General features: G+C 37.7%; 20 protein-coding genes and 1 other annotated feature. Of the genes, 8 read left to right on the top strand and 12 right to left on the bottom strand.

Going from position 1 to position 23967, the window contains the following annotated elements; translation table 11 throughout:
* Positions 1 to 21: 21 nt before the first annotated feature.
* Positions 22 to 501: a GAF domain-containing protein gene (locus tag AC3WSK_RS10905; RefSeq protein WP_079561619.1), complete on the top strand. Its 480-nt coding sequence runs from the start codon at positions 22 to 24 to the stop codon at positions 499 to 501.
* 186 nt (positions 502 to 687) lie between these two features.
* Here the strand turns inward: AC3WSK_RS10905 and AC3WSK_RS10910 are convergent, their stop codons facing one another.
* Positions 688 to 2565 carry a sensor domain-containing diguanylate cyclase gene (locus AC3WSK_RS10910; RefSeq protein WP_079561620.1) on the bottom strand — a complete coding sequence of 626 codons (1878 nt, stop codon included), beginning with the start codon at positions 2563 to 2565 and terminating at the stop codon, positions 688 to 690.
* A gap of 457 nt (positions 2566 to 3022) precedes the next feature.
* Here AC3WSK_RS10910 and rpsD point away from each other — a divergent pair, with 457 nt between their 5' ends.
* Positions 3023 to 3625 (top strand): 30S ribosomal protein S4, encoded by a 603-nt coding sequence (gene rpsD, locus AC3WSK_RS10915; protein ID WP_079561621.1) that lies wholly within the window; start codon positions 3023 to 3025, stop codon positions 3623 to 3625.
* A gap of 248 nt (positions 3626 to 3873) precedes the next feature.
* On the opposite strand, the gene AC3WSK_RS10920 is transcribed toward rpsD, so the two are convergent.
* The 5 genes from AC3WSK_RS10920 to AC3WSK_RS10940 all read right to left on the bottom strand — a co-directional run bounded on the left by AC3WSK_RS10920 (position 3874) and on the right by AC3WSK_RS10940 (position 7094).
* Complete coding sequence (locus tag AC3WSK_RS10920) at positions 3874 to 4398, bottom strand: hypothetical protein (RefSeq protein ID WP_427483179.1); 525 nt, start codon at positions 4396 to 4398, stop codon at positions 3874 to 3876.
* Between the two features lie 125 nt (positions 4399 to 4523).
* Positions 4524 to 4790 carry a MafI family immunity protein gene (locus AC3WSK_RS10925; protein WP_427483181.1) on the bottom strand — a complete coding sequence of 89 codons (267 nt, stop codon included), beginning with the start codon at positions 4788 to 4790 and terminating at the stop codon, positions 4524 to 4526.
* A gap of 298 nt (positions 4791 to 5088) precedes the next feature.
* Positions 5089 to 5505 carry an NAD(+)--rifampin ADP-ribosyltransferase gene (gene arr, locus AC3WSK_RS10930; RefSeq protein ID WP_427483183.1) on the bottom strand — a complete coding sequence of 139 codons (417 nt, stop codon included), beginning with the start codon at positions 5503 to 5505 and terminating at the stop codon, positions 5089 to 5091.
* Between the two features lie 168 nt (positions 5506 to 5673).
* Positions 5674 to 6504, bottom strand: coding sequence for a CPBP family glutamic-type intramembrane protease (locus AC3WSK_RS10935; protein ID WP_427483185.1), 831 nt, complete (start codon positions 6502 to 6504; stop codon positions 5674 to 5676).
* The gene (locus AC3WSK_RS10940) at positions 6501 to 7094 is read right to left on the bottom strand and encodes a TetR/AcrR family transcriptional regulator (protein ID WP_079561625.1); all 594 of its coding nucleotides are present in this window, start codon (positions 7092 to 7094) and stop codon (positions 6501 to 6503) included. The genes AC3WSK_RS10935 and AC3WSK_RS10940 overlap by 4 nt, the downstream gene beginning before the upstream one ends.
* Before the next feature lie 192 nt (positions 7095 to 7286).
* On the opposite strand from AC3WSK_RS10940, the gene AC3WSK_RS10945 reads away from it, so the two are divergent.
* From AC3WSK_RS10945 to AC3WSK_RS10955, 3 genes are all read left to right on the top strand, one after another.
* A complete protein-coding gene (locus AC3WSK_RS10945) occupies positions 7287 to 7649 on the top strand; it encodes a hypothetical protein (protein WP_427483188.1) in 363 nt (120 codons plus the stop codon).
* Between the two features lie 397 nt (positions 7650 to 8046).
* Positions 8047 to 9252: an iron-containing alcohol dehydrogenase gene (locus AC3WSK_RS10950; protein WP_427483190.1), complete on the top strand. Its 1206-nt coding sequence runs from the start codon at positions 8047 to 8049 to the stop codon at positions 9250 to 9252.
* 118 nt (positions 9253 to 9370) lie between these two features.
* Complete coding sequence (locus AC3WSK_RS10955; RefSeq protein WP_427483192.1) at positions 9371 to 10180, top strand: cobalamin-binding protein; 810 nt, start codon at positions 9371 to 9373, stop codon at positions 10178 to 10180.
* A 100-nt stretch (positions 10181 to 10280) separates the two neighbouring features.
* Here AC3WSK_RS10955 and tyrS read toward each other — a convergent pair whose 3' ends face one another.
* The gene (gene tyrS / locus AC3WSK_RS10960; protein ID WP_079561629.1) at positions 10281 to 11549 is read right to left on the bottom strand and encodes a tyrosine--tRNA ligase; all 1269 of its coding nucleotides are present in this window, start codon (positions 11547 to 11549) and stop codon (positions 10281 to 10283) included.
* A gap of 73 nt (positions 11550 to 11622) precedes the next feature.
* Positions 11623 to 11826, bottom strand: a binding site (T-box leader).
* 102 nt (positions 11827 to 11928) lie between these two features.
* On the opposite strand from tyrS, the gene AC3WSK_RS10965 reads away from it, so the two are divergent.
* Both AC3WSK_RS10965 and AC3WSK_RS10970 read left to right on the top strand, forming a co-directional pair.
* The gene (locus AC3WSK_RS10965; RefSeq protein ID WP_492412857.1) at positions 11929 to 15081 is read left to right on the top strand and encodes a transglycosylase domain-containing protein; all 3153 of its coding nucleotides are present in this window, start codon (positions 11929 to 11931) and stop codon (positions 15079 to 15081) included.
* A 92-nt stretch (positions 15082 to 15173) separates the two neighbouring features.
* Complete coding sequence (locus AC3WSK_RS10970) at positions 15174 to 16055, top strand: NAD-dependent epimerase/dehydratase family protein (RefSeq protein ID WP_492412859.1); 882 nt, start codon at positions 15174 to 15176, stop codon at positions 16053 to 16055.
* A gap of 346 nt (positions 16056 to 16401) precedes the next feature.
* Here the strand turns inward: AC3WSK_RS10970 and argD are convergent, their stop codons facing one another.
* The 5 genes from argD to acsA form a co-directional block, all read right to left on the bottom strand.
* Positions 16402 to 17532 carry an acetylornithine transaminase gene (gene argD, locus AC3WSK_RS10975; protein ID WP_427483199.1) on the bottom strand — a complete coding sequence of 377 codons (1131 nt, stop codon included), beginning with the start codon at positions 17530 to 17532 and terminating at the stop codon, positions 16402 to 16404.
* 131 nt (positions 17533 to 17663) lie between these two features.
* Positions 17664 to 18437 (bottom strand): acetylglutamate kinase, encoded by a 774-nt coding sequence (argB, locus tag AC3WSK_RS10980; protein WP_079561633.1) that lies wholly within the window; start codon positions 18435 to 18437, stop codon positions 17664 to 17666.
* The gene (gene argJ / locus AC3WSK_RS10985) at positions 18400 to 19632 is read right to left on the bottom strand and encodes a bifunctional glutamate N-acetyltransferase/amino-acid acetyltransferase ArgJ (RefSeq protein ID WP_079561634.1); all 1233 of its coding nucleotides are present in this window, start codon (positions 19630 to 19632) and stop codon (positions 18400 to 18402) included. The genes argB and argJ overlap by 38 nt, the downstream gene beginning before the upstream one ends.
* A 105-nt stretch (positions 19633 to 19737) precedes the next feature.
* The gene (gene argC / locus AC3WSK_RS10990) at positions 19738 to 20772 is read right to left on the bottom strand and encodes an N-acetyl-gamma-glutamyl-phosphate reductase (RefSeq protein ID WP_427483203.1); all 1035 of its coding nucleotides are present in this window, start codon (positions 20770 to 20772) and stop codon (positions 19738 to 19740) included.
* 474 nt (positions 20773 to 21246) lie between these two features.
* Positions 21247 to 22974: an acetate--CoA ligase gene (gene acsA, locus AC3WSK_RS10995; protein ID WP_427483205.1), complete on the bottom strand. Its 1728-nt coding sequence runs from the start codon at positions 22972 to 22974 to the stop codon at positions 21247 to 21249.
* 344 nt (positions 22975 to 23318) lie between these two features.
* On the opposite strand from acsA, the gene AC3WSK_RS11000 reads away from it, so the two are divergent.
* Entirely contained in the window at positions 23319 to 23951 is a 633-nt protein-coding gene (locus tag AC3WSK_RS11000) for a GNAT family N-acetyltransferase (RefSeq protein ID WP_079561699.1), read from the top strand.
* Positions 23952 to 23967: the final 16 nt, after the last annotated feature.

Raw genomic sequence — 23967 nt, forward strand, 5'->3', positions numbered from 1 at the left:
ACTTTCAAACGAGGTGCTTTTATGTTTACTCAAATTAATTATGAAGGGCCAATTGCCGAGCAATATAATACGTTGGCCAAACAATTAGATGCCCTACTTACAGGAGAAAGCGATCGCATTGCTAATTTAAGTAACGCCTCTGCATTACTAAATCAGTTTCTGCCGAACATTAACTGGGTTGGTTTTTATGTATTACAAGGAGAGCAACTTGTATTAGGGCCATTCCAAGGCTTACCTGCATGCGTCAGAATACCAATTGGACGTGGGGTATGTGGAACAGCAGTAAGTAAAGCAGAAACAATGGTCGTAAAAGACGTACACGACTTCCCTGGTCACATTGCCTGCGACGCCGCTTCCCAATCCGAAATCGTGATTCCCTTGAAAAAAGAAGGAGAGGTCATCGGTGTTCTTGATATCGATAGCCCAATCGTTAATCGCTTTTCTAAGGAAGATCAAGAGGGATTAGAGCTATTCGTAGTAACCTTACTCTCCCATTTATAAAAAAAATACCCTGAAATGATTTATTGTCATTTCAGGGTATTTCATTGCAAAAAAATGGATGACATTTAATTTCGTGAAGTCTATTTTCATTCTGAGCACTTTCCTTGTGGCGTCCGATGAGCCACGATTCCGAAAGAGTTGTCCACCCTCCACCGAGATGTCACCCCTAATTTCAGGAGCGAATTATTAGTTTATTTGATACGGTCGATCATGCATACAGAATCGATTTTTACCACTATTTTTCGCTTCATACAGCGCTGTATCTGCATGTAGGAAAACAGATTGAAACGGTGGACGATACAGTTCATCCCATGTTATGAGACCTGCTGAAATTGTCACCCGAGGATCTGTTGTATTTGGAATTACTGCAACAATTTCTTCAGCCAATTCGATTGCTTCTTTCTCATCAATATTCGGAACATACACAGACATTTCCTCTCCACCCCAGCGTGCACAAATACCGCGAGCTCCAATCATTTCTTTTAACTGTACCGCAATTTGCATAAGAATCTTATCACCAATTTGATGACCATACGTATCATTCACACGTTTGAAATTATCAATATCAATGAGTAGGAACATCCCAGATTGATCATTAATAAGTGACTTTTCTACATACTTGTCTAAATAACTTCTTGCATACAATTTTGTTAAATGGTCTAAATCTACCATTTCCTGAAGTTGATGTCGTAATATTGAGTTTGCAATTGCTAAAGAAGAGTGATGAATTAATGATTGCATTAACTTAAAACTATCAAACGAAAAGAAATATGGCTCCTTGTGTAACACAATACTAAAGCCATTTATTTTTTCTTCCATTAAAATCGGGATTGCCATAATTGAACGATATTCAATATGAGTAGGGGTTAAACGGCTGAAATCTGCAATAAATAGTGGATCGTTGGTACTTTTAAAATGTTGTTCAACATGTTTTATAAATGTTTGACCCTTTTCTGTATTAAATAAGGCCGTACTAGCATCCGTCACTTCAAATGTGTCATTATGCTTAAAAGCGAAACAAACTTCCATTGGTTGAAATGATTTCATTAACTGCTTTTGAAGGAAAAGTAACATTTCATTAATGCCTATCCTCATATTTAAACGATGTGATGTTTCATTGATGAGTTGCAAATCACTCACAAGGCGATGTGACTGATGATATAATTTTGCATTTTCGAGCGCATTTCCTGATGTTTGCGCTAGCATTCGTACAAAATCTTTTTCAGTCGTTGAAAAAAGATACGTTGTAGGTGCACTTACTTGTAAAATGCCATAAATAGCTTGTCTTCCTTTAATAGGGGCGTTTAAAACTCGGCAATTCAAATCGCTAGCAAGCTCCGTCGTCAGCTCTCCTGAGACAAAAGCCTCAATAGTCGCAGGCCTTTCAGATAAGTAATCAAAAAGCTTAATATCGATAGTCGTATGGCGGTCTTGATCATTCGATAGTATAAGCTCCACATTAAATTCGGGGAAATTATCCTTAATATTTTTTAAGACGTTTTCTAAAATTAAATCAATATCCATTGTTGAATGAAATAAATCTGTCATATTATACAATTTTCTAAATTGATCTTCATTCACTTTTACTTCATAATTTTCTCTTATCAACTGAAGAACTTTCGTAAGCGTTTCTATACTTTCTTCCCCGTAATTAGAAGTCATAAAGTCTGTCCAAGCATCTGTTGCCTCTACTAGTAGCCCACCTATTGGATTCCTACCTTCTACTTGGAAAAGAACCATATCTGTCATCTTCGAATAGGCTTCTTTTTCTTTTAATATATAAGGGATTTTTACCATTTTCTGTTGATAAAAACTAGCTTCAATCATTAACCATGACACAGCATTTAGTTTCGTTTCAATTGTTAAAGTAGCCATCTCTTCTACAGGTATTAAAGAATTACCTTCAAAACCGAGGAATGCCACATTCACAATTCCAAAATGCTTCTTTAGACACTGTTCCAATGGGTGAAAATACTCATTTAAACCAGTTTGTTCTTTAGAACTCACCCAAATGCTCAAAACATCTGATTTTATATATTTTAGCGTTTGTAAATGGTCTGTCATGAAATCACCTTTTCTATATAACGTACAAATCAATTACTATTAACTTATTGTATATTATACATAATTTGTGTCATTTTGACTATGTTATTCTACTTTACTTTTACATTTTACATCTCTCACTGTATCATTAACTATTCTAAAATTTCGCATCGTGTACATAAAGGAAATATTTACTATAGTTCTTTTTTGAAAATAGTTAGTGTTATAATTGACGTCTATGTAATAAGCAGTTACAATGAAATTTGTGTAAAATAAACGCAGCAGTGGTATGAGCTTATTACTGTATTTTATTCCTCTATTTTTTTAGGATAACTAAACAGATTCAAATAGATGGTGTATTGTGTAACCTAACGGCTGCATAGGCGAAAATACATGAAAATAAAATGCGTATAAGAATGGGTACTACTGGTTTTTGTTTTACAACAAAAAAACCAAATTTAAAGGAGGAGACAACAATATGTCTCGTTATACAGGTCCATCTTGGAAATTATCACGTCGTCTTGGTATCTCACTAAGCGGTACAGGTAAAGAAATCGAAAAACGCCCTTACGCACCAGGTCAACACGGTCCAAACCAACGTAAAAAATTATCAGAATACGGTTTACAACTTCAAGAAAAACAAAAACTTCGTCACATGTACGGCATGAACGAACGTCAATTCCGTACTCTATTCGACCGCGCTGGTAAAATGAAAGGTGTACACGGTGAAAACTTCATGATCCTTCTTGAAACTCGCCTTGACAACCTAGTTTACCGTTTAGGTTTAGCTCGTACTCGTCGTGGATCTCGTCAATTAGTAAACCACGGCCACATCTTAGTAGATGGCAAACGCGTTGATATCCCTTCATACAGCGTAAAACCAGGTCAAACGATTTCTCTTCGTGAAAAATCTCAAAACCTTACTGTTGTAACAGAAGCAATCGAAGTAAACAACTTCGTACCTGACTACTTAACATTTGACGCTGACAAAAAAGAAGGTACATTCACTCGCCTTCCAGAGCGTTCTGAATTATCAGCTGAAATCAACGAAGCATTCATCGTAGAGTACTACTCTCGTTAATAAAATTTCGTTGCATTTAGCAACAAAAAAAAGCCTTAGAAAACTTGTTAATTCAAGGATTCCGAGGCTTTTTTCTTTTGCGAAACTTTGCAATTAAATATATTGAAACCCTTTTAGTTAGGGTTGATCAAGGGTTAAATTAGGGGTATTTTAGTGTCAGTAGTTCGCGAATCGAAATTTAACTAAAGCACCCCGTTACTTTAAGTATATTTCTTCACAATCTTATAATTTTGTTCATACCTTACTTTTTAATCTTTAAATATACCTATAATCTCATCATATGCATTTTTAGTTTCATCGTATGTTGGAATATCAAGAAATTGAACATTTGAGACATTTTCGGAGAAGAACTCTTTAACTAATATTTTTACACAATTCTTAATTTCATGTATGTCAAATTCACCTGAAAGCTTAGTCCACATATCGATATAAACGGGTTTATGATTATTTCTGTTTAAAGGGGCAAAATGGGCAACCTGATATATTAAATCTTCATCACCTCTCGGATATATATAATTGTATATTATCTGAGAATCATCATTCAAAAATTCTTCAATTTCCTTCTTGTAATCATAATCTTCTTCGTGGTTTAATTCGTTGTTATATAAATAAGCTAGACTTATCTGAGTGGTAATTTCAAAAAAACCCAATTTATTGACCTTATTAGCATCTGAATAAATTGATATCTCAACATTACAGCTTTTATCACAAAGTCCATATTCTCCAAACCAAAAATTCATATGACGAATACTAACGTATACTGTATCTAACATTTGAATACCCCTCCTTCTTTCTTTATTTAATATTGGCTAGTTATTAAGTGTTAAAAATTACCAATTGGTAGAGAAAAGTAAAGCGACTGAATATTGAACAATCGCACCCGTTTCTTGAATAATGATTAAATAAAATCTTTAATTTCTTCCTTAATCTCATCCCAAATATCCATTTGTTGTGAAGTGTCTTTAATCAGGTGAACAACATTCTCTGAAATAAGAATATTTTCTTCACAAATGGTTGCACATAGGTGTTCTAATGCCACTCCCCACTCTCTATGTTCTAAATATTCTAATACAGTAATACGGTCTTTTTGTGGTAATCTAGTTGTTCCAATATTGTTTTTATCTTCTTTTCTATGATTAATTTTTATCCCCAAAAATAATTTCAATTTCTTATTACACTAACCTGCACAGTCAGAAAAAAAACGTTTTCATTGTTGGAAAAACGTCACCGTTCCAATTATATTACATAGAATACTTTACCTATCAAATCTTAACAATGTATTGCCTTATTTTATATATGTAATTTTTTCCTCTTTCAATTAAATGCGCTGTTAGTTCAACAAAGAAAAAAGAGCTGCTTACGCAACCCCATTTTCTTCATGTAAAGTTCCTCATTCCTGTTATAAGCTTGTAATTACCCCACTAGCTCATGTCTTTGGTGGGAGTGTTGTAATAATGTGAGAATCAATCGTATATTACATTTCGTCCTTGTTCACTTAACTTTTTTAAAGATGTAAGCATATGATCTATTTCTTCATCGGAATGTCTTTCCCATGAACTTAATTCAGCTATTATTTTCAAAGGAGATTTAGACCTATAAGAACGCGTTGGGTTTCCAGGAAACCGTTTGTCAGTTACGTTCGGATCATTTTCAAAATCACCTAATGGCTCTACAATATAAATCCTCTCTTTTGAGTTAGATCTTGCTAATTCAGCACCCCATTTAGCCGCGCTCAATGTTGCAGTAAAATAGATATGGTTAGATTTTTTATCCTGATAATTGGATAAGTGCAAAGGTTCAAGCAGGTCTCCGATTTTCAGTTCTGCTTTAGTACCATGAAAAAACGGACCGGGATCTAAGATATTTTCTTTGTCATTCATATAAACGCACCCCTTATACTTTTTTTGACTTGCGTATAACAGTATAAGGTAAGGAATGGGCGAAAATGTAGTCTATAAATAATTTTCAGATGGGGTTATAATATAAGTAGAGGGTAAGATGTTAACTGTATTCAACCGTTCTTTGAAAGCGAGTTTATAAAACTTGAACTATTTCAGTTGCAGTTGAAGCTTTTTCCGTTTAGTTCGTAATAAAAGCCCGACCAATAGGTAAAGCATTGTAGTAACAATGCCTGCCGTGGGAGAAACAAGGAATTCTTTCCCTTGAGCAATTTTGATATAGCCATCAAGAATTAGTGGATTCACAAGTGCATCTTCTGTCATATGCATAAGGACAAGCGGCCAAATACTTTTCGTCATTAAATAAATTTCTGTATACATTACTGTCCAGCAAATCATCGTCACAATACCTATTAACGCGAATATCCACCTATTTACAGGAAGCACACTAAGGATATCACTTTCTGATAGGAACACTAAAAAGTACGGCATATGCCACGCTCCCCAAATACCACCAACAATACAATACAACCAAAAATCATTTACTTTTAACGTTAAAAGTTTACTTGTCAAATAACCTCTCCAAACTGATTCCTCAAAAAAGTTTTTAACAAATTGAATCAGTAAACCACCAGCAAAAACTGAAACTAATGTATTTAAATTAAAATCCGAAAAGTCCATCCAGCCAAATAGATAGCTTACTAACAAAACTATAGAAGTGACGACAGGATAGACTAGGAGCGAGACAATATACCATTTTATGTTACCCTTTAAATTAGGCAATAAGCCTATATCTCGCCAACCATCTCCCGCAAAGACACGTAATAGTATAGTTGTCAGCAGCGGAAATACTAGCCAAATCCCCATCCCAAGTGTGTCACCTCTAGGCTGTTCAGGGCCGAAGCGATCTACAAAAACGCCAAGCCAACCACATAGTAAAACAACAACTATAAAGATTATTATGTTGCGTTTAGTTTTCATTTTTCAATCCCCTCCCTGTTTTCAAGGATTGAAATAATCCACATCGCATTGGGACATGGAGTCTCGGGATGCAGCGCAATGTATTGAGCGATCCCTTGAATAGAACACCAAAATGCTACTGCAAGCGCTTCAGCATTCCCCTGTTTAATTTCACCTAGCAATTGCCCCTTCTCTATTAATGGAATACTCTTTTTAATTAATTTATCTGCTTCCATAAGCATTTCTTTTAAATCCTCCGACAAGGAATCAAGATGTTGTGCATTCTCCATTAGGACAAACATTTTCGCTGCAGATGGGTTTGTACAGATCATGTCAAACAAATCCTCCGCAGCAGCTGTAAAAATTGCTAATGGTGATTCATTAGTAAAACTAAAATCCATCTGAAGTCTTTCACACCCTATGCGAATTAGCTCTTCATATAGCTTTTCCTTAGAGTCAAAATAATGAAAAAGCAACCCAATGCTCATATTAGCAGCTTTAGCGATATCAGCTACTTTCGTTTCACCATACCCCTTCCGAATAAACAAATCTAATGCAGATTGTAAAATTAAGGCCCTTCGTTGTTCTTTTTGTTCATGTCTAATTGACATTTCCCCCACCCCTTTATTGAATATATCTTCATTGAAATATTATTCAATAAAATTGCAAATATCCCTGAAAAGTGCCCAGATTATAAAAACTTTTTCATTTCAGTTTGTAAATATATATATCAATGAAAAAGGAACCCTTTTATCTTCATGGAAGTCTAAATAGGAAATATTAGAAATTCAAAGGAGGAATTAATGAGGAGTTTTGAACTTACTGTGCTGGTTTTAGTCTATAGTGGCATCATGATTTTTTTCTTAGTTCCCTTTAAAAGCAAGGAAACAAAGTGTCCAATTACTTTTAAAGAAAGTCTGCTGCACATCACTTTTCATAAAAAAGCTTTACTGGCTCTTCTTCTAATCAACTTTTTATTAGTAGCTATTTGGTTCGGTTATAAGCAGGAAATATATCATTTTAATGCTCACAGTGGTTATCCTCCAATCAGTTCAGATTCAAAGGAAATTTTTTACATGTGCGCATTACTCGGATATACTGTCATTCTTTATGTAACTCTCGCATTATGGATTTCCTTAAAAAATTTAAAAAGGAGGGTCGAATAATTTTAAATATTCCTATAAAGTATGACGATTTTATGTACTTTAAAATAGTAATTACACAATTAAAAAACAACATAATCACTACTAATATATTAATAACAAATTATCAGTTATTTACTATTCAATACTTCTTTAAAATAGAACCATATTCCAAAAAATATATTTTACTTTCATAGGAAAACAATTTTCAAAACGTCTTCAATTCAACACTCTTAGACAACCCAACCTTTCATCATATCAAAAACCTATCTATCTTTTTTGTAAAATAATAACATGATTAAAATTAACAATTTTAATAAAAATACGAGTTGAACTTTTACATGGAATAGAATACTATGAATTTCGAAAGGTGGTTCGCCATCATTCAAGCAATAACAATTATTTTAAAGGGGTTGGAATTATGTCAGACGTTCTAAAGCAATTTGTTATGCCGAAAACAAACTTATTTGGACCTGGAGCAATTCAAGAAGTTGGTAAACGTTTAAATGATTTAGAAGTGAAAAAGACATTAATCGTAACAGATGAGGGCTTACACAAATTAGGTCTCTCTGAACAAATTGCTAACATCATTATAGCTGCTGGAATAGATGTAGCAATTTTCCCGAAAGCAGAACCAAATCCAACAGATCAAAACATTGAAGACGGGATTGCAGTGTATCATGCTGAAAACTGTGATTCAATCGTTTCTCTTGGAGGCGGTAGTGCACACGATGCAGCAAAAGGTATCGGACTTATTGCTTCGAATGGTGGACGCATACATGATTACGAGGGCGTTGACAAATCACAAAACCCACTGGTTCCATTAATCGCTATTAACACAACTGCTGGTACAGCAAGTGAAATGACTCGCTTCACAATTATTACGGATACAGCTCGTAAAGTGAAGATGGCTATCGTGGACAAACATGTTACTCCACTACTATCGATTAATGACCCTGAGTTAATGATTAGCTTACCTCCTGCTCTAACAGCGGCTACTGGTTTAGATGCATTAACACATGCAATCGAATCATTTGTGTCGACAAACGCAACACCAATTACTGATGCATGTGCAGAAAAGGTACTTCAGCTTGTTCCTGAATATTTACCACGTGCCTATGCAAACGGTGCAGATTTAGAAGCACGTGAGCAAATGGTTTACGCACAATTTTTAGCAGGCATGGCGTTTAATAATGCATCCCTTGGCTATGTGCATGCAATTGCTCATCAATTAGGTGGTTTCTATAATCTACCACATGGCGTATGTAACGCTATTCTATTGCCACATGTTTGCCGCTTCAACTTAACAGCACGTACTGAGCGTTTTGCAAAAATCGCAGAATTGTTAGGCGAGAACGTTGAAGCATTAAGTAAACGTGATGCTGCTGAGAAAGCAATTGTAGCAATCGAAAATCTTTCTAGAGATTTGAACATTCCAAGTGGCTTCCGCGAATTAGGCGCGAAAGATGAGGATATTGAAATCTTAGCGAAAAACGCAATTTTAGATGTATGCGCTGCAACAAACCCACGTAAAGCAACTTTAGAAGACATTAAACAAATTATTACAAATGCGATGGGCCCTGTAGCGAAAAAAGAAGAATCACTTGAAGCTATCGCACTTTCTTAATAAGTAAGCAAAAGGCATGTCTCTTGTAGGCATGCTTTTTATTGCGAACATCGTTCGGGCATTGTATGTGACCACAACACTCGTTATACTTTTCTTAAAAAGAATTGGAGATAAGAAGATGCGTTTAATCTCAATTTGTCCGAGTAATACCGAGCTTGTTGCTTATTTAGGCCTGACTGATCAGCTTGTTGGTGTCGATGATTTTTCGGATTGGCCATTAGCAGTAAAAGACTTACCTCAACTTGGCCCAGATTTATCAATTGATATGGATGCATTAGAAGCATTACAGCCTGATCTTGTACTCGCATCCTTAAGTGTCCCCGGCATGGAAAAAAATATTGAAGCGTTACAAGCTAGAAATATTCCCCACATTGTTTTTAATGCTAATTCATTAGAGGAAATCGCACAGGATCTCCATACTTTAGGGAAAGCCTGTAGGGTTGAAGGTCGTGCTAAAGAAATTTCTGAGGAGTATTTACAATGTATCGATCGTCTTCGCACAGTTGCTCAAACGATTCCTAAAAAACCTACTCTTTATTGGGAATGGTGGCCAAATCCTATCTTTACTCCAGGGAATATTAATTGGCTAACTGAAATTAGTGCCATTGCCGGTGGGCAAAATCTGTTTCAGGATGTAGAACTTGCAAGCGTACAAACTGATTGGGCTGATGTAGTAAGGCGTGACCCAGACTATATTATGATGGCTTGGGTAGGAGTTGCCTTTGAGCGTATTCAACCGGCCAATTTATTAAAACGTTCCAATGCGCAGGTGCTTCGAGCTGTTAAAACGAAACAGCTTTACGTAATGGAGGAATGGCTTTATTGTCGTCCATCACCACGCCTTATAGAGGGTGCATTAAAGCTCGCGAATTTGCTTCACCCCCAAGAATATGAGCACATAAAGCTTCCTAGTTTTTTAGATAGTTAAAAATAAAAGTATGGCTCTTCTGCAAAGAGAGGGGTTGATTTCCATCCAAAAGAGACATCCCCTCAAATATTGAGGGGATGTCTTGTTGTATAAGTCTGAATTAAACAAACTTCACCATATGGTATTTTTTCTTGCCGCGACGAACAATGCTGAATGCATCTTCTAAACGATCTTTGCTGTCGATGACATATTCTAATTCAGTGACCTTTTCACCGTTCACGCTGATCGCGCCATTCGTTACGTCTTCACGCGCTTGACGCTTTGAAGGAGAAATACCTGCTTCCACAAGTAACTCCACGATATTTTTATCTTCTTTCGCCATTTCAATAGAAGGAACATCTTTAAACGCATCCTTCATTTCATCAGCAGAAAGTGCTTTTAAGTCACCTGAGAATAAAGCAGCTGTAATGCGGATTGCTTGGTCTAATGCTTCTTGACCATGAACTAAACGAGTCATTTCTTCAGCTAGCGCTTTTTGTGCCTTACGTAAATGTGGTTCCTCTTCTACAGATACTGCTAAAGCTTCAATTTCTTCACGAGAAAGGAATGTGAAGATTTTTAAGTATTTTACAACATCAGCATCCGCAGCGTTAATCCAGAATTGGTAGAACTCATATGGAGATGTTTTCTTACTATCTAACCATACAGCGCCACCTGCTGTTTTACCAAATTTTGTACCGTCTGCTTTCGTTACTAACGGAATTGTGATACCAAAAGCTTTTGTCTCTTCCTCATGTGTTTTGCGAATAACTTCTAAACCAGTCGTAATATTCCCCCACTGATCAGAGCCACCTACTTGAATGCGACAGTTGTAATGGTTGTATAAATGATTGTAATCAATACCTTGAATTAATGTATACGCAAACTCAGTAAATGAAATCCCTGTATCAAGGCGTGATGCAATTGTATCTTTTGCTAACATGTAGTTCACGTTAATTAATTTCCCATAATCACGTAAAAACTCAATCGTATTTATATTGCCAATCCAGTCACGGTTATTAACTAACTGAGCACCATTACCATCTTCTGCAAATTCAAAAATACGCTCTAATTGGCTACGAATACCTTGAACATTTTTATCAATTTGCTCAACCGTTTGTAATTGGCGTTCTTCAGAGCGTCCAGATGGATCTCCAATCATCCCAGTCGCACCACCAACTAATAAAATTGGACGGTGACCCGCTTTTTGGAATCGACGTAGCGTTAAAAGAGGCACAATATGTCCAATATGCATAGAATCCGCAGTTGGATCAACACCGCAGTATAAAGATACAGATTGTTCATCTAATAATTTGGCCATACCTTCAGCATCAGTTTGTTGGTATAACAATCCGCGCCATTCTAAGTCTTGTAATAATTCGTTCGTCATTTTTATTCCTCCTAAGGGTTTAATAATTCCGTGTAGGGAGAAACAAAAAAGTCCCTACACGCAAAATATTGCATGCAGGGACGTTATAAACTAACGCGGTACCACCCAGCTTGAAGATGTCATCCATCTTCCTCTTCATTCAACCGCCTTTATCGCAGGCGCGCACGTCTAAGCTCCAAGCACGTAATTCGTCTCTACATTATGACCAGCTTTCACCAACCGCTGGCTCTCTATACAGGGAATATAGACACTACTGCAAGCTCTTCTTCGCTAGAAAACTATAAGCATAATTCTAAACGATTCTTTTTCATTGTCAATAATTATGTTCGACCTAAATCAATATGTGCTATAATAGACAAGATTTTAGGAGGTCGATACATTGAAAGATTGGATTGAGAAAATCAATGCAAAGATCGATGAATTAATTCAACAAAAATGGATGAAGAAATTACGTATTTCAGGAAGTGTTGCCTGGAACTTATTTTTACTATTTTTAGTCTTTGCATTGGTAGGCACTGTATTTGCCGGTTCAGTTGGCGCTGGCTATTTTGCTTCACTTGTAAAAGAAGAGCCACTACGCTCTAAGGAAGAATTACGAAAAGAAATTTTCAACTATGATTCAACAAGTGAGATTTATTTTGCCAACGATATTTATATCGGAAAATTACGTACAGATTTAGACCGTCGAGTAACAACATTAAACGCTGTCTCACCTGATGTTGTTAATGCGGTATTAGCGACAGAGGACGAGTATTTCCGTGAACATAACGGAATAGTTCCGAAAGCCGTCATCCGCGGGTTACTTCAAGACGTAACCAACTCTTCTACACAAACAGGTGGTTCTACACTAACACAGCAGCTTATTAAAAACCAAGTATTAACAAATGAAGTATCTTATGAACGAAAAGCAAAAGAACTTTTACTTGCGATGCGTTTAGAGCACTTTATGAAAAAGGAAGAAATTTTAGAGGCCTACTTAAACATAATTCCTTATGGTCGTAACGCTTCCGGTCGAAACATTGCAGGGGTAGAAACAGCTGCTGAAGGTATTTTCAATGTAAAAGCAAAGGATTTATCACTTCCTCAAGCAGCATATATAGCTGGTATACCTCAATCACCTTTTGCTTACACACCTTTCACAAATACAGGTGTACTTAAAAGTAAAGAAGCTCTGCAACCGGGTATTGATCGTATGAAAACTGTACTTTATCGTATGAAAGACGCAGGTTATATTAACGAAGCTCAATATAAAGAAGCACTTGCTTACGATATCACTGCTGACTTCCGTTCACCGGAGATGCGCGCAGAAGATCGCTATCCTTGGCTAACGTATGAGCTTGAAAGTCGCGCAAGAGACATTATTGCGGAAAAACTAGCAGAAGCAGATGGTGTTGATCCAGAACGCTTAAAAAATGAAACAAAATTAAAAGAAAAGTATACGATTTTAGCAGATCGTGATGTCCGCTCAAAAGGTTATCGTATCTATTCAACTATTAATAAAGATATGTACGATTCGATGCAAAGCGCAGCGGAAAACTTTAAAACTTACGGTCATACTTACACTGTTAAAGACAAAGACCCTGTAACAGGTGAAGAAATTGATGTTCAAATGCCTGTACAGGTTGGAAGTATTTTAATTGAAAATACTACCGGACGTATTTTAAGCTTTGTCGGTGGTCGTGATTTTGAATTAAAAAGTTATAACTATGCTACACAGGCAAAACGCTCAAATGGCTCAACAATGAAACCTTTACTCGTATATGCACCTGCAATAGAATACGGTGTAATCGGTGCAGGTAGCCCATTAGTCGACGTAAAATTCTCGATTGGTAGCTGGAGCCCGAGCAACTATATTACTAGTGATGAACGAGGACTAATTCCAGCACGTGAGGCATTAGCAGATTCACAAAACTTATCAGCTTTACGACTATATCATAGTATTCTTAACAGACGCCCTGCCGATTATTTAGTAAAGATGGGGATTACAACCCTAAAGCCCGATGACTTCACAAACATTGCAGCTGGTATCGGAGGCGTAAAAGAAGGTATTACTGTTGAAGAGAACACCAATGCCTTTGCAACTTTTGCAAATGGTGGTCAATTCATAGACTCTTATATGATCGATAGAATTGAAGACCAAAATGGAAATATCATATATAAACACGAAGTTAAACCTGAACAAGTATTTAGTCCTGAAACTTCATATATCATTACAGATATGTTACGAGATGTGTTAACAAAAGGAACAGGTACAGTCGCAAGAAATACATTAAAATTCTCTTCTGACTTTGCCGCTAAAACAGGTACTTCACAAAACTACAAAGACGTGTGGCTAGTTGGCTATAACCCGAATGTTTCTCTTGGTGTATGGATGGGATATGATAACAATCAGTCACTGTATACATTTAATAATACGTATCAGCAGCCTAGTGTGCGAATTAACAAGCTATGGGGAACATTAATGAATTCTGTATATGATGTAGATCCACAGTTAATCGCCCCTAAAAATAGATTTGTGCAACCGAAAAACGTTGTCACTGCATCATTCTGTGGTATTTCTGGTTTAGCGCCATCTGCAGCATGTGCTAATGCTGGTCTCGTGCGCTCTGATTTGTTTAATGCAAAAGTATTTTTACCTTCACAAGCTGATGATAGCTTAGCTTCTTCAAGCGTTGTTACAATAAAAGGTAAAACCTATAATGCCCTTCCTAGCACACCATCAGAATTTGTAAAAGCAAGCGGTGCAGGAATAAATCAGGCATTTATTAAACGAATGCTAGGCCCACTTGGCGGTAATCCGGCCAGCCTATTACCAAAAAATTCGACATTAGCGAATTCATCGGTATCAGGTGTTGATTTCCCAGCAGATAATAATGCACCAGCAGCAGTATCTGCTTCAATTAATGGAAATACATTATCATGGACAGGCTCTTCAAACGATGTAGTCGGTTACCGAATTTATCGAGTAACAAATGGCGAAAGAACCCTTGTTGGATCAGTGCTTGAATCTTCACAAAGCATGACGGTAGCAAGTGGTCATGCCTATGTTGTTGTCGCTGTAGATATTACAGGTTTAACTTCAGCGCAATCCAATACCGTTTCTACGGGTGGCGACGCAAGTGAAAAACAACCTGAAAAAGACAAGGAAGAAGAGGTCCCAACAACTACTCCACCGACTGACGGCAATGACTCGGACCAAAATGGAAACGGCTCAGAGAATGGCGATGGGTCTGATGGTAGTAACGGGAACAACTCAAATAACGGCAACGGTTCCGGTAACACTGGAAATGGCTCTAATAACGGCAGCGGTTCCGGTAATACTGGAAATGGCTCAAATGGCAACGGTTCCGGTAACACTGGAAATGGCTCAAACGGCAACGGTTCCGGTAACACTGGGAATGGCTCAAACGGCAACGGTTCCGGTAACACTGGGAATGGCTCAAACGGCAACGGTTCCGGTAACACTGGGAACGGCTCTAATGGAGGAAACAACGGAAATACTACTCCGCCGACTGACCCACCTAAACAATAATAAACAGGCATACTACATTTAAAAAGTAATTGTAGTACGCCTGTTTTTTTGTCATTATATAGGTGACTATAAATTCGAAGGGGTGGAAATAATTGAACATTTTAGTTTTAGGAGGCACCCGCCTTTTTGGTAAAAAACTTGTTGAGCTTTGTCTTCAAAATGGACATAATGTAACTATTTTAACACGTGGACAAAGTGGAAATCCTTTTGGTACAAAGGTGAAGCAGCTAATTGTTAATCGAGATAATGCCGATTCATTATCACAGGCGCTATCAAGTACTACATGGGACATTGTCTATGATAATATTTGCTACTCTCCGAATGAAGCTCTTAAAATATGTGAAATTTTAGAAGGTAAAACGAAAAAGCTCGTTTTTACATCTACTCTATCTACTTACAAAATAGACGGGATTGTCAAAACAGAAGAAGATTTTAATCCATTTAATTATGAAATTCGAATGGGGAATCGCGAAGATTTTTCATATGGTGAAGGTAAGCGTCTAGCAGAAGCAGTACTTTTCAAAGAAGCTATGTTTCCTGTTGTCGCCGTTCGTTTCCCAATTGTTATGGGTGTGAACGACTATACACGCCGTTTACATTTTCATGTTGAACGAATTTTACAGGAACAGCCTATTTCATTGCCAAATATTGAAGCAAAAATGAGCTTTATTACAGATGACGAAGCAGCTGCATTTTTGTATTTTGCTGGTATTACACCAATTGAAGGCACTTATAACGCAACAGCGGAAGGTGCAATTTCATTAAAGGATTTGCTAGGTCTTATTGAAGATGCAACCGGAAAGCATGCAAAAATATCTCTTGTAGGTGGCAATGAAAAGTCGCAGTCACCATATGGGATTCCAGCAGATTGGTACATGTCAACTGCAAAGGCAGAAGCGGCAGGCTTTACATTTAGTCAACTTCACGATTGGCTCCCTACACTAGTAAAAACATTAGTAAAAGAGCTGCAATAACATAACAGGATAAGATCTTACTAACTAAAAGACATATCACCATAGCGAAGGCTTTGGTTTTGTTTGTGCGAAAGCTCAGCGACAGCAAAAGGTTTTGGAATGTGCGAAAGCGCAGCGGCGGCAACAACAGCACCGACGTTGGTCACGAAGGCATATCACAGGATGTGATGTTTTTCGCCTTCGTTCCTCTATCGCTGCCCCTCAGTCTCCACTCCAATCAACTTATATACATGGCATATTTTTTAAATAATATCATCCCCAATTTTGGAGATAAGCATTAAAAATCTGCTAGATTTCTTGCAAAGAAGTCTAGCAGATTTTTTTATCGTATATAATTGTCCAGATACTACAGCAGTATCGTTTTTAAAATCGCAATTGCTTCATCGATTTCTGCTTTTGACACGGTTAATGGAGGTAATAAACGTATAACATTTGGCCCTGCACCTACTAACAATAAGCCGTTTTCTTCTGCCGCAGTTATATACGAGGCTACCTCAGTATCACCACAGCAAATGCCAAGAAGTAAGCCTTGGCCCTGTACGGTAAACGTAGAAGGGAGATTCGCTTTTAACTCCTTCACAAAATATGCGGATAGCTCCTGTACATTTTGTAAAAATGCAGGTTCAAAGACATGATCTAGCACAGTTTCAGCAACACGCATTGCAAGTGGATTTCCACCGAATGTTGTCCCATGTGTGCCAGGACTAAACGTTTCATATAGCTCTGCTGTGCCAATCATACTACCGACAGGGAAGCCTCCACCTAGCCCTTTTGCCAACGTCACAATATGCGGCTTTAAAATCGTTTGTTCAAAAGCATATTTTGTTCCTGTTCGTCCAATACCCGTTTGAACCTCATCGATTATTAGTAATATTCCTTTGTCGTCACAAGCTTTAGCTATTGCTGCTGCGAACTCTGGTGATACACTGTTAACGCCGCCCTCACCTTGAATCATCTCCAACATTATTGCTGCGACAGTATCGTCAATCGTTGCTTCAAGTGCTGCCACATCATTAAAAGGAAGAATTGTAAATTTTTCAACAAGTGGTCCGAAGCCATTATGTACCTTGCCCTGACCTGTTGCGGACATTGCTCCAAAAGTTCGTCCATGAAAGGATTTCTCGAAAGTAATAATATGATTTTTCCCTGTATGCTTACGTGCAAGCTTGATGGCTGCCTCATTTGCTTCCGCACCACTATTACAGAAAAATGCATATGAAAAATGTGTATCAGCTATTAATTTTTGTGCAACCTTCTCCTGACCAGGAATATCAAATAAATTAGAAGTATGCCAAAGCGTTCTACTTTGATCATGAATAGCCTCCACAATCGCAGGATGTGCATGACCAAGACTCACTACTGCAATTCCACTTGTAAAATCTAAATATTTCTTCCCAGCAGCATCTTCAACAACTGTTCCTTGCCCTTTGACAATTTGGGCGCGGCGTTTGCCATAGTTTCCAAATAAAGCACTCATCTAATCACCCCTACTTAAATTCATAGCTAAAAAAATCTTCAATCTTACTCAACTATATTGCTACCTCTATGCCATTAGAACAGTCATTCCAACTATAACGAAGAGTAACTTTCAAAGGTGAAGACAAGCATTTAATTCAAATGAGATAAAATTGTCGTACCTACTAAGGATTCCCCAACAATTTGCACGGATGGAATACCTGCATTTAAGCATTCGAGAGCTCCTTGAACCTTAGGTATCATCCCACCGTAAATATGCCCCTCATTAATCCACTGATTGATGAAAGAAGGTGTTACTTTCGATTGATATTCATCGTTTATTCGAATACCATTTACATCTGTTACAAGTAATAAGCTATCTGCCTCTAAAGCTAGTGCTATTTCACTTGCTACCGTATCTCCATTTATATTCAATGCCTGACCATGTACATCCGCTCCAACGCAAGCAATAACTGGTACTACCCCTGCATTTATTAATGCTTCTAGTAACGATGTATTAACGGTCTTTACTTCACCAACATAACCGAATATATCTTTGTCTAGGTAATCGGCTACAATCAACTGATCATCAAATCCGTTTAAACCAATTGCAGCTATGCCAGCCGTTGTTAATTCATGAACAAGCGCTGGATTGACCTTTCCTAATAACGTTGACTGTACGATATCAATTACAGCTTCGCTCGTTACACGAATACCGTTTATAGCATGTGATTTTATTCCACGCTCCGCAAGTTCACGGTTGATAGCTGGGCCACCACCATGGGTAATAATAAGCTCTGCACCGCTCTCTTGAAGTTTTTTAAAATTCTCAAAAAATGATTCATGTAAGCCTTCTAGCGTACTACCCCCAAGCTTAATGACCATTCGTTTACGAGCGATACGAGGCATTGATTTGAACGTAGTCATAAGTTAGATCACATCCCCAAGCATGCCCCTTGCCTTCTCCAATACCAAGTGACACATAAATTTTCACTTCATGCATTTTTAAAATTTGAATTAACTCATCCTCCGAGAATGGAACTGGCTCACCGTTTTCAACCATAGTTACACCGCCAATTTTGATCGTAATTTTTTCCGGATCAACCGTTGCGCCACTATAGCCTACAGCTGCAATAATACGTCCCCAGTTTGCATCACAGCCAAATACTGCTGTTTTCACAAGCGGTGAACCGACTACTGTTTTAGCAATTTTACGTCCTTCTTCATCCGAAATTGCCCCTTCGACTTCTACCTCAATCAGCTTCGTTGCACCTTCACCATCTTTGGCAATCATTTTCGCTAAGTCTTGAGATACTGTTTTCAATGTAAAGTAGAAGTTTTGCCAATCCGGATGATTAGGAGTTAGAGCTTCATTGCCCGCTAAGCCGTTTGCCATCACAACTACTGTGTCATTTGTAGATGTATCTCCATCCACTGTAATTGCATTAAAAGTCAAATTTGTTATATCAGATAAAGTAGCCTGTAGAACATCTGATTCAATATTTGCATCAGTCGTAATAAAACCTAGCATTGTCGCCATATTTGGTTCAATCATCCCCGAACCTTTTGCAACACCAGCGATAATAACCTCCTTGCCATCAACGATAGTGCTGTAACTTGTGTTTTTCATAACGGTATCTGTTGTTAATATCGCTTGGGCAAAATCAATCGCACTTTCTAAATTATCCTTTGGCTCTAACTGATTAATCCCATTTGCTACTGGCTCCATATTCATAATTTCACCGATGACACCTGTTGAGCAAACTCCTACTAAATTTGCCTCGATACCAAGCTTTTCCGCTACTAGGGATTGCATTGTTTGTGCATCCTTCGCCCCTTGCTTCCCTGTACACGCATTAGCATTTCCGGAGTTGACAATCATCGCCTGCATTTTTTTCGTTGTGTACACTACTTCTTTCGTTATTTTTAATGGTGCTGCCTGCACAGCATTCGTTGTAAAGACACCTGCTACACTCGCCGGTACTTCACTGACTAATACAGCTAAATCCTTTTTCTTATGCTTTAAACCACAGTGTAAACCCGCAGCTTTAAAGCCCTTTGGTGAAACAATATTTTTAATTGATAATTTTTTCATCATACTTGCGGATGCTATTAATGTCATAAAATCTTTCCTCCTTAGTTAATCAATTATCCTCGACATAAGAGATAAGAAACATTTGAAGCTGACGCTATACTTTCGCTACTTAAAACATTTTTCTGAAAGAAGTTAAATAAAGAATGGAACGACATCTAGTCCTGTAATTTGTGGTAAATCAAATTGAACGTTCATATTTTGAATGGCTTGCCCAGCAGCCCCTTTGACTAAATTATCGATGACGCCAACGATTGTGGCACGATTCGTACGGCTATCTACTTTCACGGAAATATCGCAATAGTTCGAACCTTTAACGCGATTTGTTCCCAGACTATTAGCATCTGTAACAATCCGTACAAACGGATGCTTTTCATAAGCACTCTGTAAACAAGCTACTAGCTGCTCTTCTGTAACACCAGGCATAACAGGGGCATATGAGGTAGATAAAATCCCTCTAGTCATTGGCACTAAATGCGTATTAAAAGTAATAGTTGTATTGGCCCCTGTAAACATTGAAATGGCCTGCTCAATTTCTGGTATATGCTGATGTGTATTCGTTTTATAGATTGATAAACTTTCATTCACCTCGCTAAAATGCGTTGTTTGCGATGGTTTATTTCCGGCTCCTGAAATCCCACTCTTTGCATCAATTACTAAAAAGCTCGAATCAATCAATCTTTCTTTTAGCAACGGTAACAACGAAAGTAATACCGCTGTTGGGTAACACCCTGGATTTGCGACAAGAGAAGCATGTTGAATATTTTCTGCATTCCATTCGGTTAAGCCATATACACTTTGTTGAATGATTTCCAATGGTGCCGCTTTTTTACCGTACCACGCTTCATAGCTCGCTGGATCTTGTAAACGAAAGTCACCAGACAAGTCTATTAATTTAGGACCTTTCCCTACCAGCGGAGGTAATAGCTCACTTGCCACCCCTGAAGGCGTACTTGTAAAAACAACATCAAATTTCTCTAAAGCCCCATAATCTATTTTTTGTAAAGGTGTATCGGCTATATGAACGAGATGACCAAACTTAGAAGAAAAAATAACACCTTCTTCTGAGGATGTGAATAAATCGATCCGCTCCACCGCTTTATGATTATGTAAAAATCGAATAAGCTCTAATCCACCATATCCGGTTGCACCAACAATTCCTACTTTCAATGCACTCACCTCTGAATTAAGTTAAAATTAGTATACGTCTGCATAATTATTAAGTCAATTGAATTTTTATTTATATTTAAACTTTTCTAAATATTTACCAATTATCATCATAACGTGTGGTTGATTTCCGTTCCGACTGGGCGCTTTCCTGGGGGCGTCCGATGAGCCGCTTCACTCGCTTGCTCGCTCCAGGGTCTCATCTGTAACGCTGATCCCCAAGGAGTCGCCCAGTCTCCACTCCAATCAACATGGCATACGTTTTAAAATAACTACTTTTATATCGAGTAAGGCATTTTTCTACTTAAAAGGAGATGTTTTATTATGCAAATAATTTTTGTATACTCTTTTCTGCTTTTTTAGTAACTAACGGTAAAATTGAAGTAAATATCCCGTTGAATGAAGTTATACTTTCTCAAAAAAGAAAGCAGGAATTTTTCGTCGACCGAATAAATTCCTGCTTCTTATATTACAAAATTAATCTTCCATCGTAGATAAATCACCTGTTGGTAAATTTAACTCCCACGCCTTTAACACTCGACGCATGATCTTACCACTACGCGTTTTTGGTAGCTTATCCTTAAATTCGATTTCACGGGGTGCTGCGTGTGCAGATAAGCCCCTCTTAACAAAATTGCGAATATCCTCAGTCAATGCATCTGAAGGTTCTACACCCTCACGTAAGGATACAAACGCTTTAATAATTTCACCTCGTACAGGATCTGGTTTGCCAATCACCCCTGCCTCGACGATATCAGGATGCTCTAGTAGCTTACTTTCTACCTCGAAAGGACCTACCCGCTCGCCAGCTGTCATAATAACATCATCTACACGTCCTTGGAACCAGAAGTAACCATCATCATCCATATAGGCAGAGTCCCCAGTCACGTACCATTCACCTTTTAAGAAATAGGATTCATAACGCTCTGGATTTCCCCAGATTTGACGCATCATCGCTGGCCAACCGCGTCGGATTGCTAGATTTCCCATTGTAAAAGGCGGTACTTCATTACCAGCGTCATCAACAATCGTCGCATGAATACCTGGTAATGGTTTACCCATTGAACCTGGCTTAATATCCATAGAAGGATAGTTACAAATCATATGCGCACCCGTTTCTGTCATCCACCATGTATCATGAATACGGTGACCTAGCTCATCAGTCCCCCAACGAATGACCTCTGGATTTAACGGCTCACCAACAGATAAAATGTGACGTACCGAAGATAGATCATAGTTCTCAAGTATACCACTACCAGCACCCATTAACATTCTGAAAGCAGTTGGTGCACTATACCAAACTGTTACACTATAATCCTCAATAGCTTGGTACCAAGCTTGTGGTGAAAATCTCCCACCAACAATTAGCATTGTGACACCATTTAACCATGGACCAAAAATGCCATATGCTGTGCCTGTCACCCATCCTGGATCAGCCGTACACCAATAAATATCGTCTTCACGCAAATCTAATACCCATTGTGTTGATTGATATTGTTGAAGCATTGCATTATGAACATGCAATACTCCCTTTGGTGCTCCTGTTGATCCAGACGTATAATGAAGAATCATACCATCCTCTCTGTCCACCCATTCAATGTCAAATAGAGAAGATGCTTCTTTCAAGCGTCTATTAAAATCTAAAATTTGTGTTGTTTCCTCTATATCAGACCCTACTAAAAAGACTTGCTGCAAATGTGGTAGTTTTTCTAAAGGTACACGTTCAAGTAACTCTGGTGTTGTCACTAATACTTTAGCTTCACTATCTGCAAGTCTGTCATAAACAGCGCCTTCCATAAATGCCTCGAATAATGGACCTACGATAACGCCCATTTTCAAAGCGCCTAATAAAGAAAAATAAAGCTCCGGTGAACGGGGCATAAAAATAAATAATCGATCACCTTTTTCTAAATTTGTTGCTGCCTTAAAAATATTTGCAGCTTTATTTGTCAGCTTCTTCATTTCATTGAAAGAATAAGCCTCTTTACGTTTTCCATCATTAAAATAAAGTGCAACTTTGTTTTTTCGATGCGTTTCCGTATGACGGTCAATTGCCTCGTATGCCATATTCACAAGCCCTGTTTCATACCAACTAAATCCCTTTTCTGTCTCTGCCCATTCATGTGTTGCCGCAGCTTTTTCATAATCAAGCAAATTGTATTGCCCCGGTAAAGCATTCAACTTCTCCAACATTTTCATCCCCATGAAACTACCCCTCTCTTTGCTATCGCCTTAGTATATTAGTAAGCAAATTTCAAATCGTAATTTCATTATTTTCCCCCTTCAAAATCCGCCACCATCTCCAAAGACAAATACGTTATGTAGCAATTGTTATACAACAGTTTAGGTAGTATAAAATTAGTGGATGCTTATTCACACTACATTCATCTGTTTAATAACAGTTGCAATATACATATATTTTACACGAATTTATCAAGATTGTCTTAATATTTTTATTTTTCTAAAAACTCGGGTATATTTTGCAATAAATAGCGTTTTTCCGCAGGAAATCAGCTATAATGGAATTATTAAACTCAGGTGGTGTAATCATGGAACATAAAAGAACTTTTTTTTCTGTCACAAAGGAAACAAAGCATGGTACTGTGTATGTGGAAGGACCTGTTCCTCCAGAAAAATTAGCTACATATTCATTCCACGAAGGCTTGGTTGCTTTTAGACCTCCAAAGCAACAACAGCAAGCCATTATAGAAATTGCAGGGCTTCCTGAAGGACGAATTATTATTATTCGAAATGAAAACATTATTGTAGGCTACGTCACTTATTTATATCCCGATCCACTTGAACGATGGGCGGAAGATCGAATTGATAACATGATTGAGCTAGGTGCTATTGAAGTCATTCCAGAATATCGTGGTACAGGTGCTGGTAAGGCACTACTAGCCGTGTCTTTTATGGGAGATGAAATGGAAGATTATCTTGTTATCACTACCGAATATTATTGGCATTGGGACTTAAAAGGGACTGGTTTAAATGTTTGGGATTATCGCAAAATGATGGAGAAAATGATGGGCTCTGCCAACTTCGAATATTTTGCTACAGATGACCCTGAAATTACATCACATCCTGCTAACTGCTTGATGGCACGTGAAGGAAAACGCGTACCCCCTGAGACAATGGAAAGATTTGATAGACTTCGTTTTAGAAATCGCTTCATGTATTAAAACCAACACAAGGGGA

The sequence above is a fragment of the Lysinibacillus sp. EB271-A1-10B genome, from assembly GCF_058791335.1.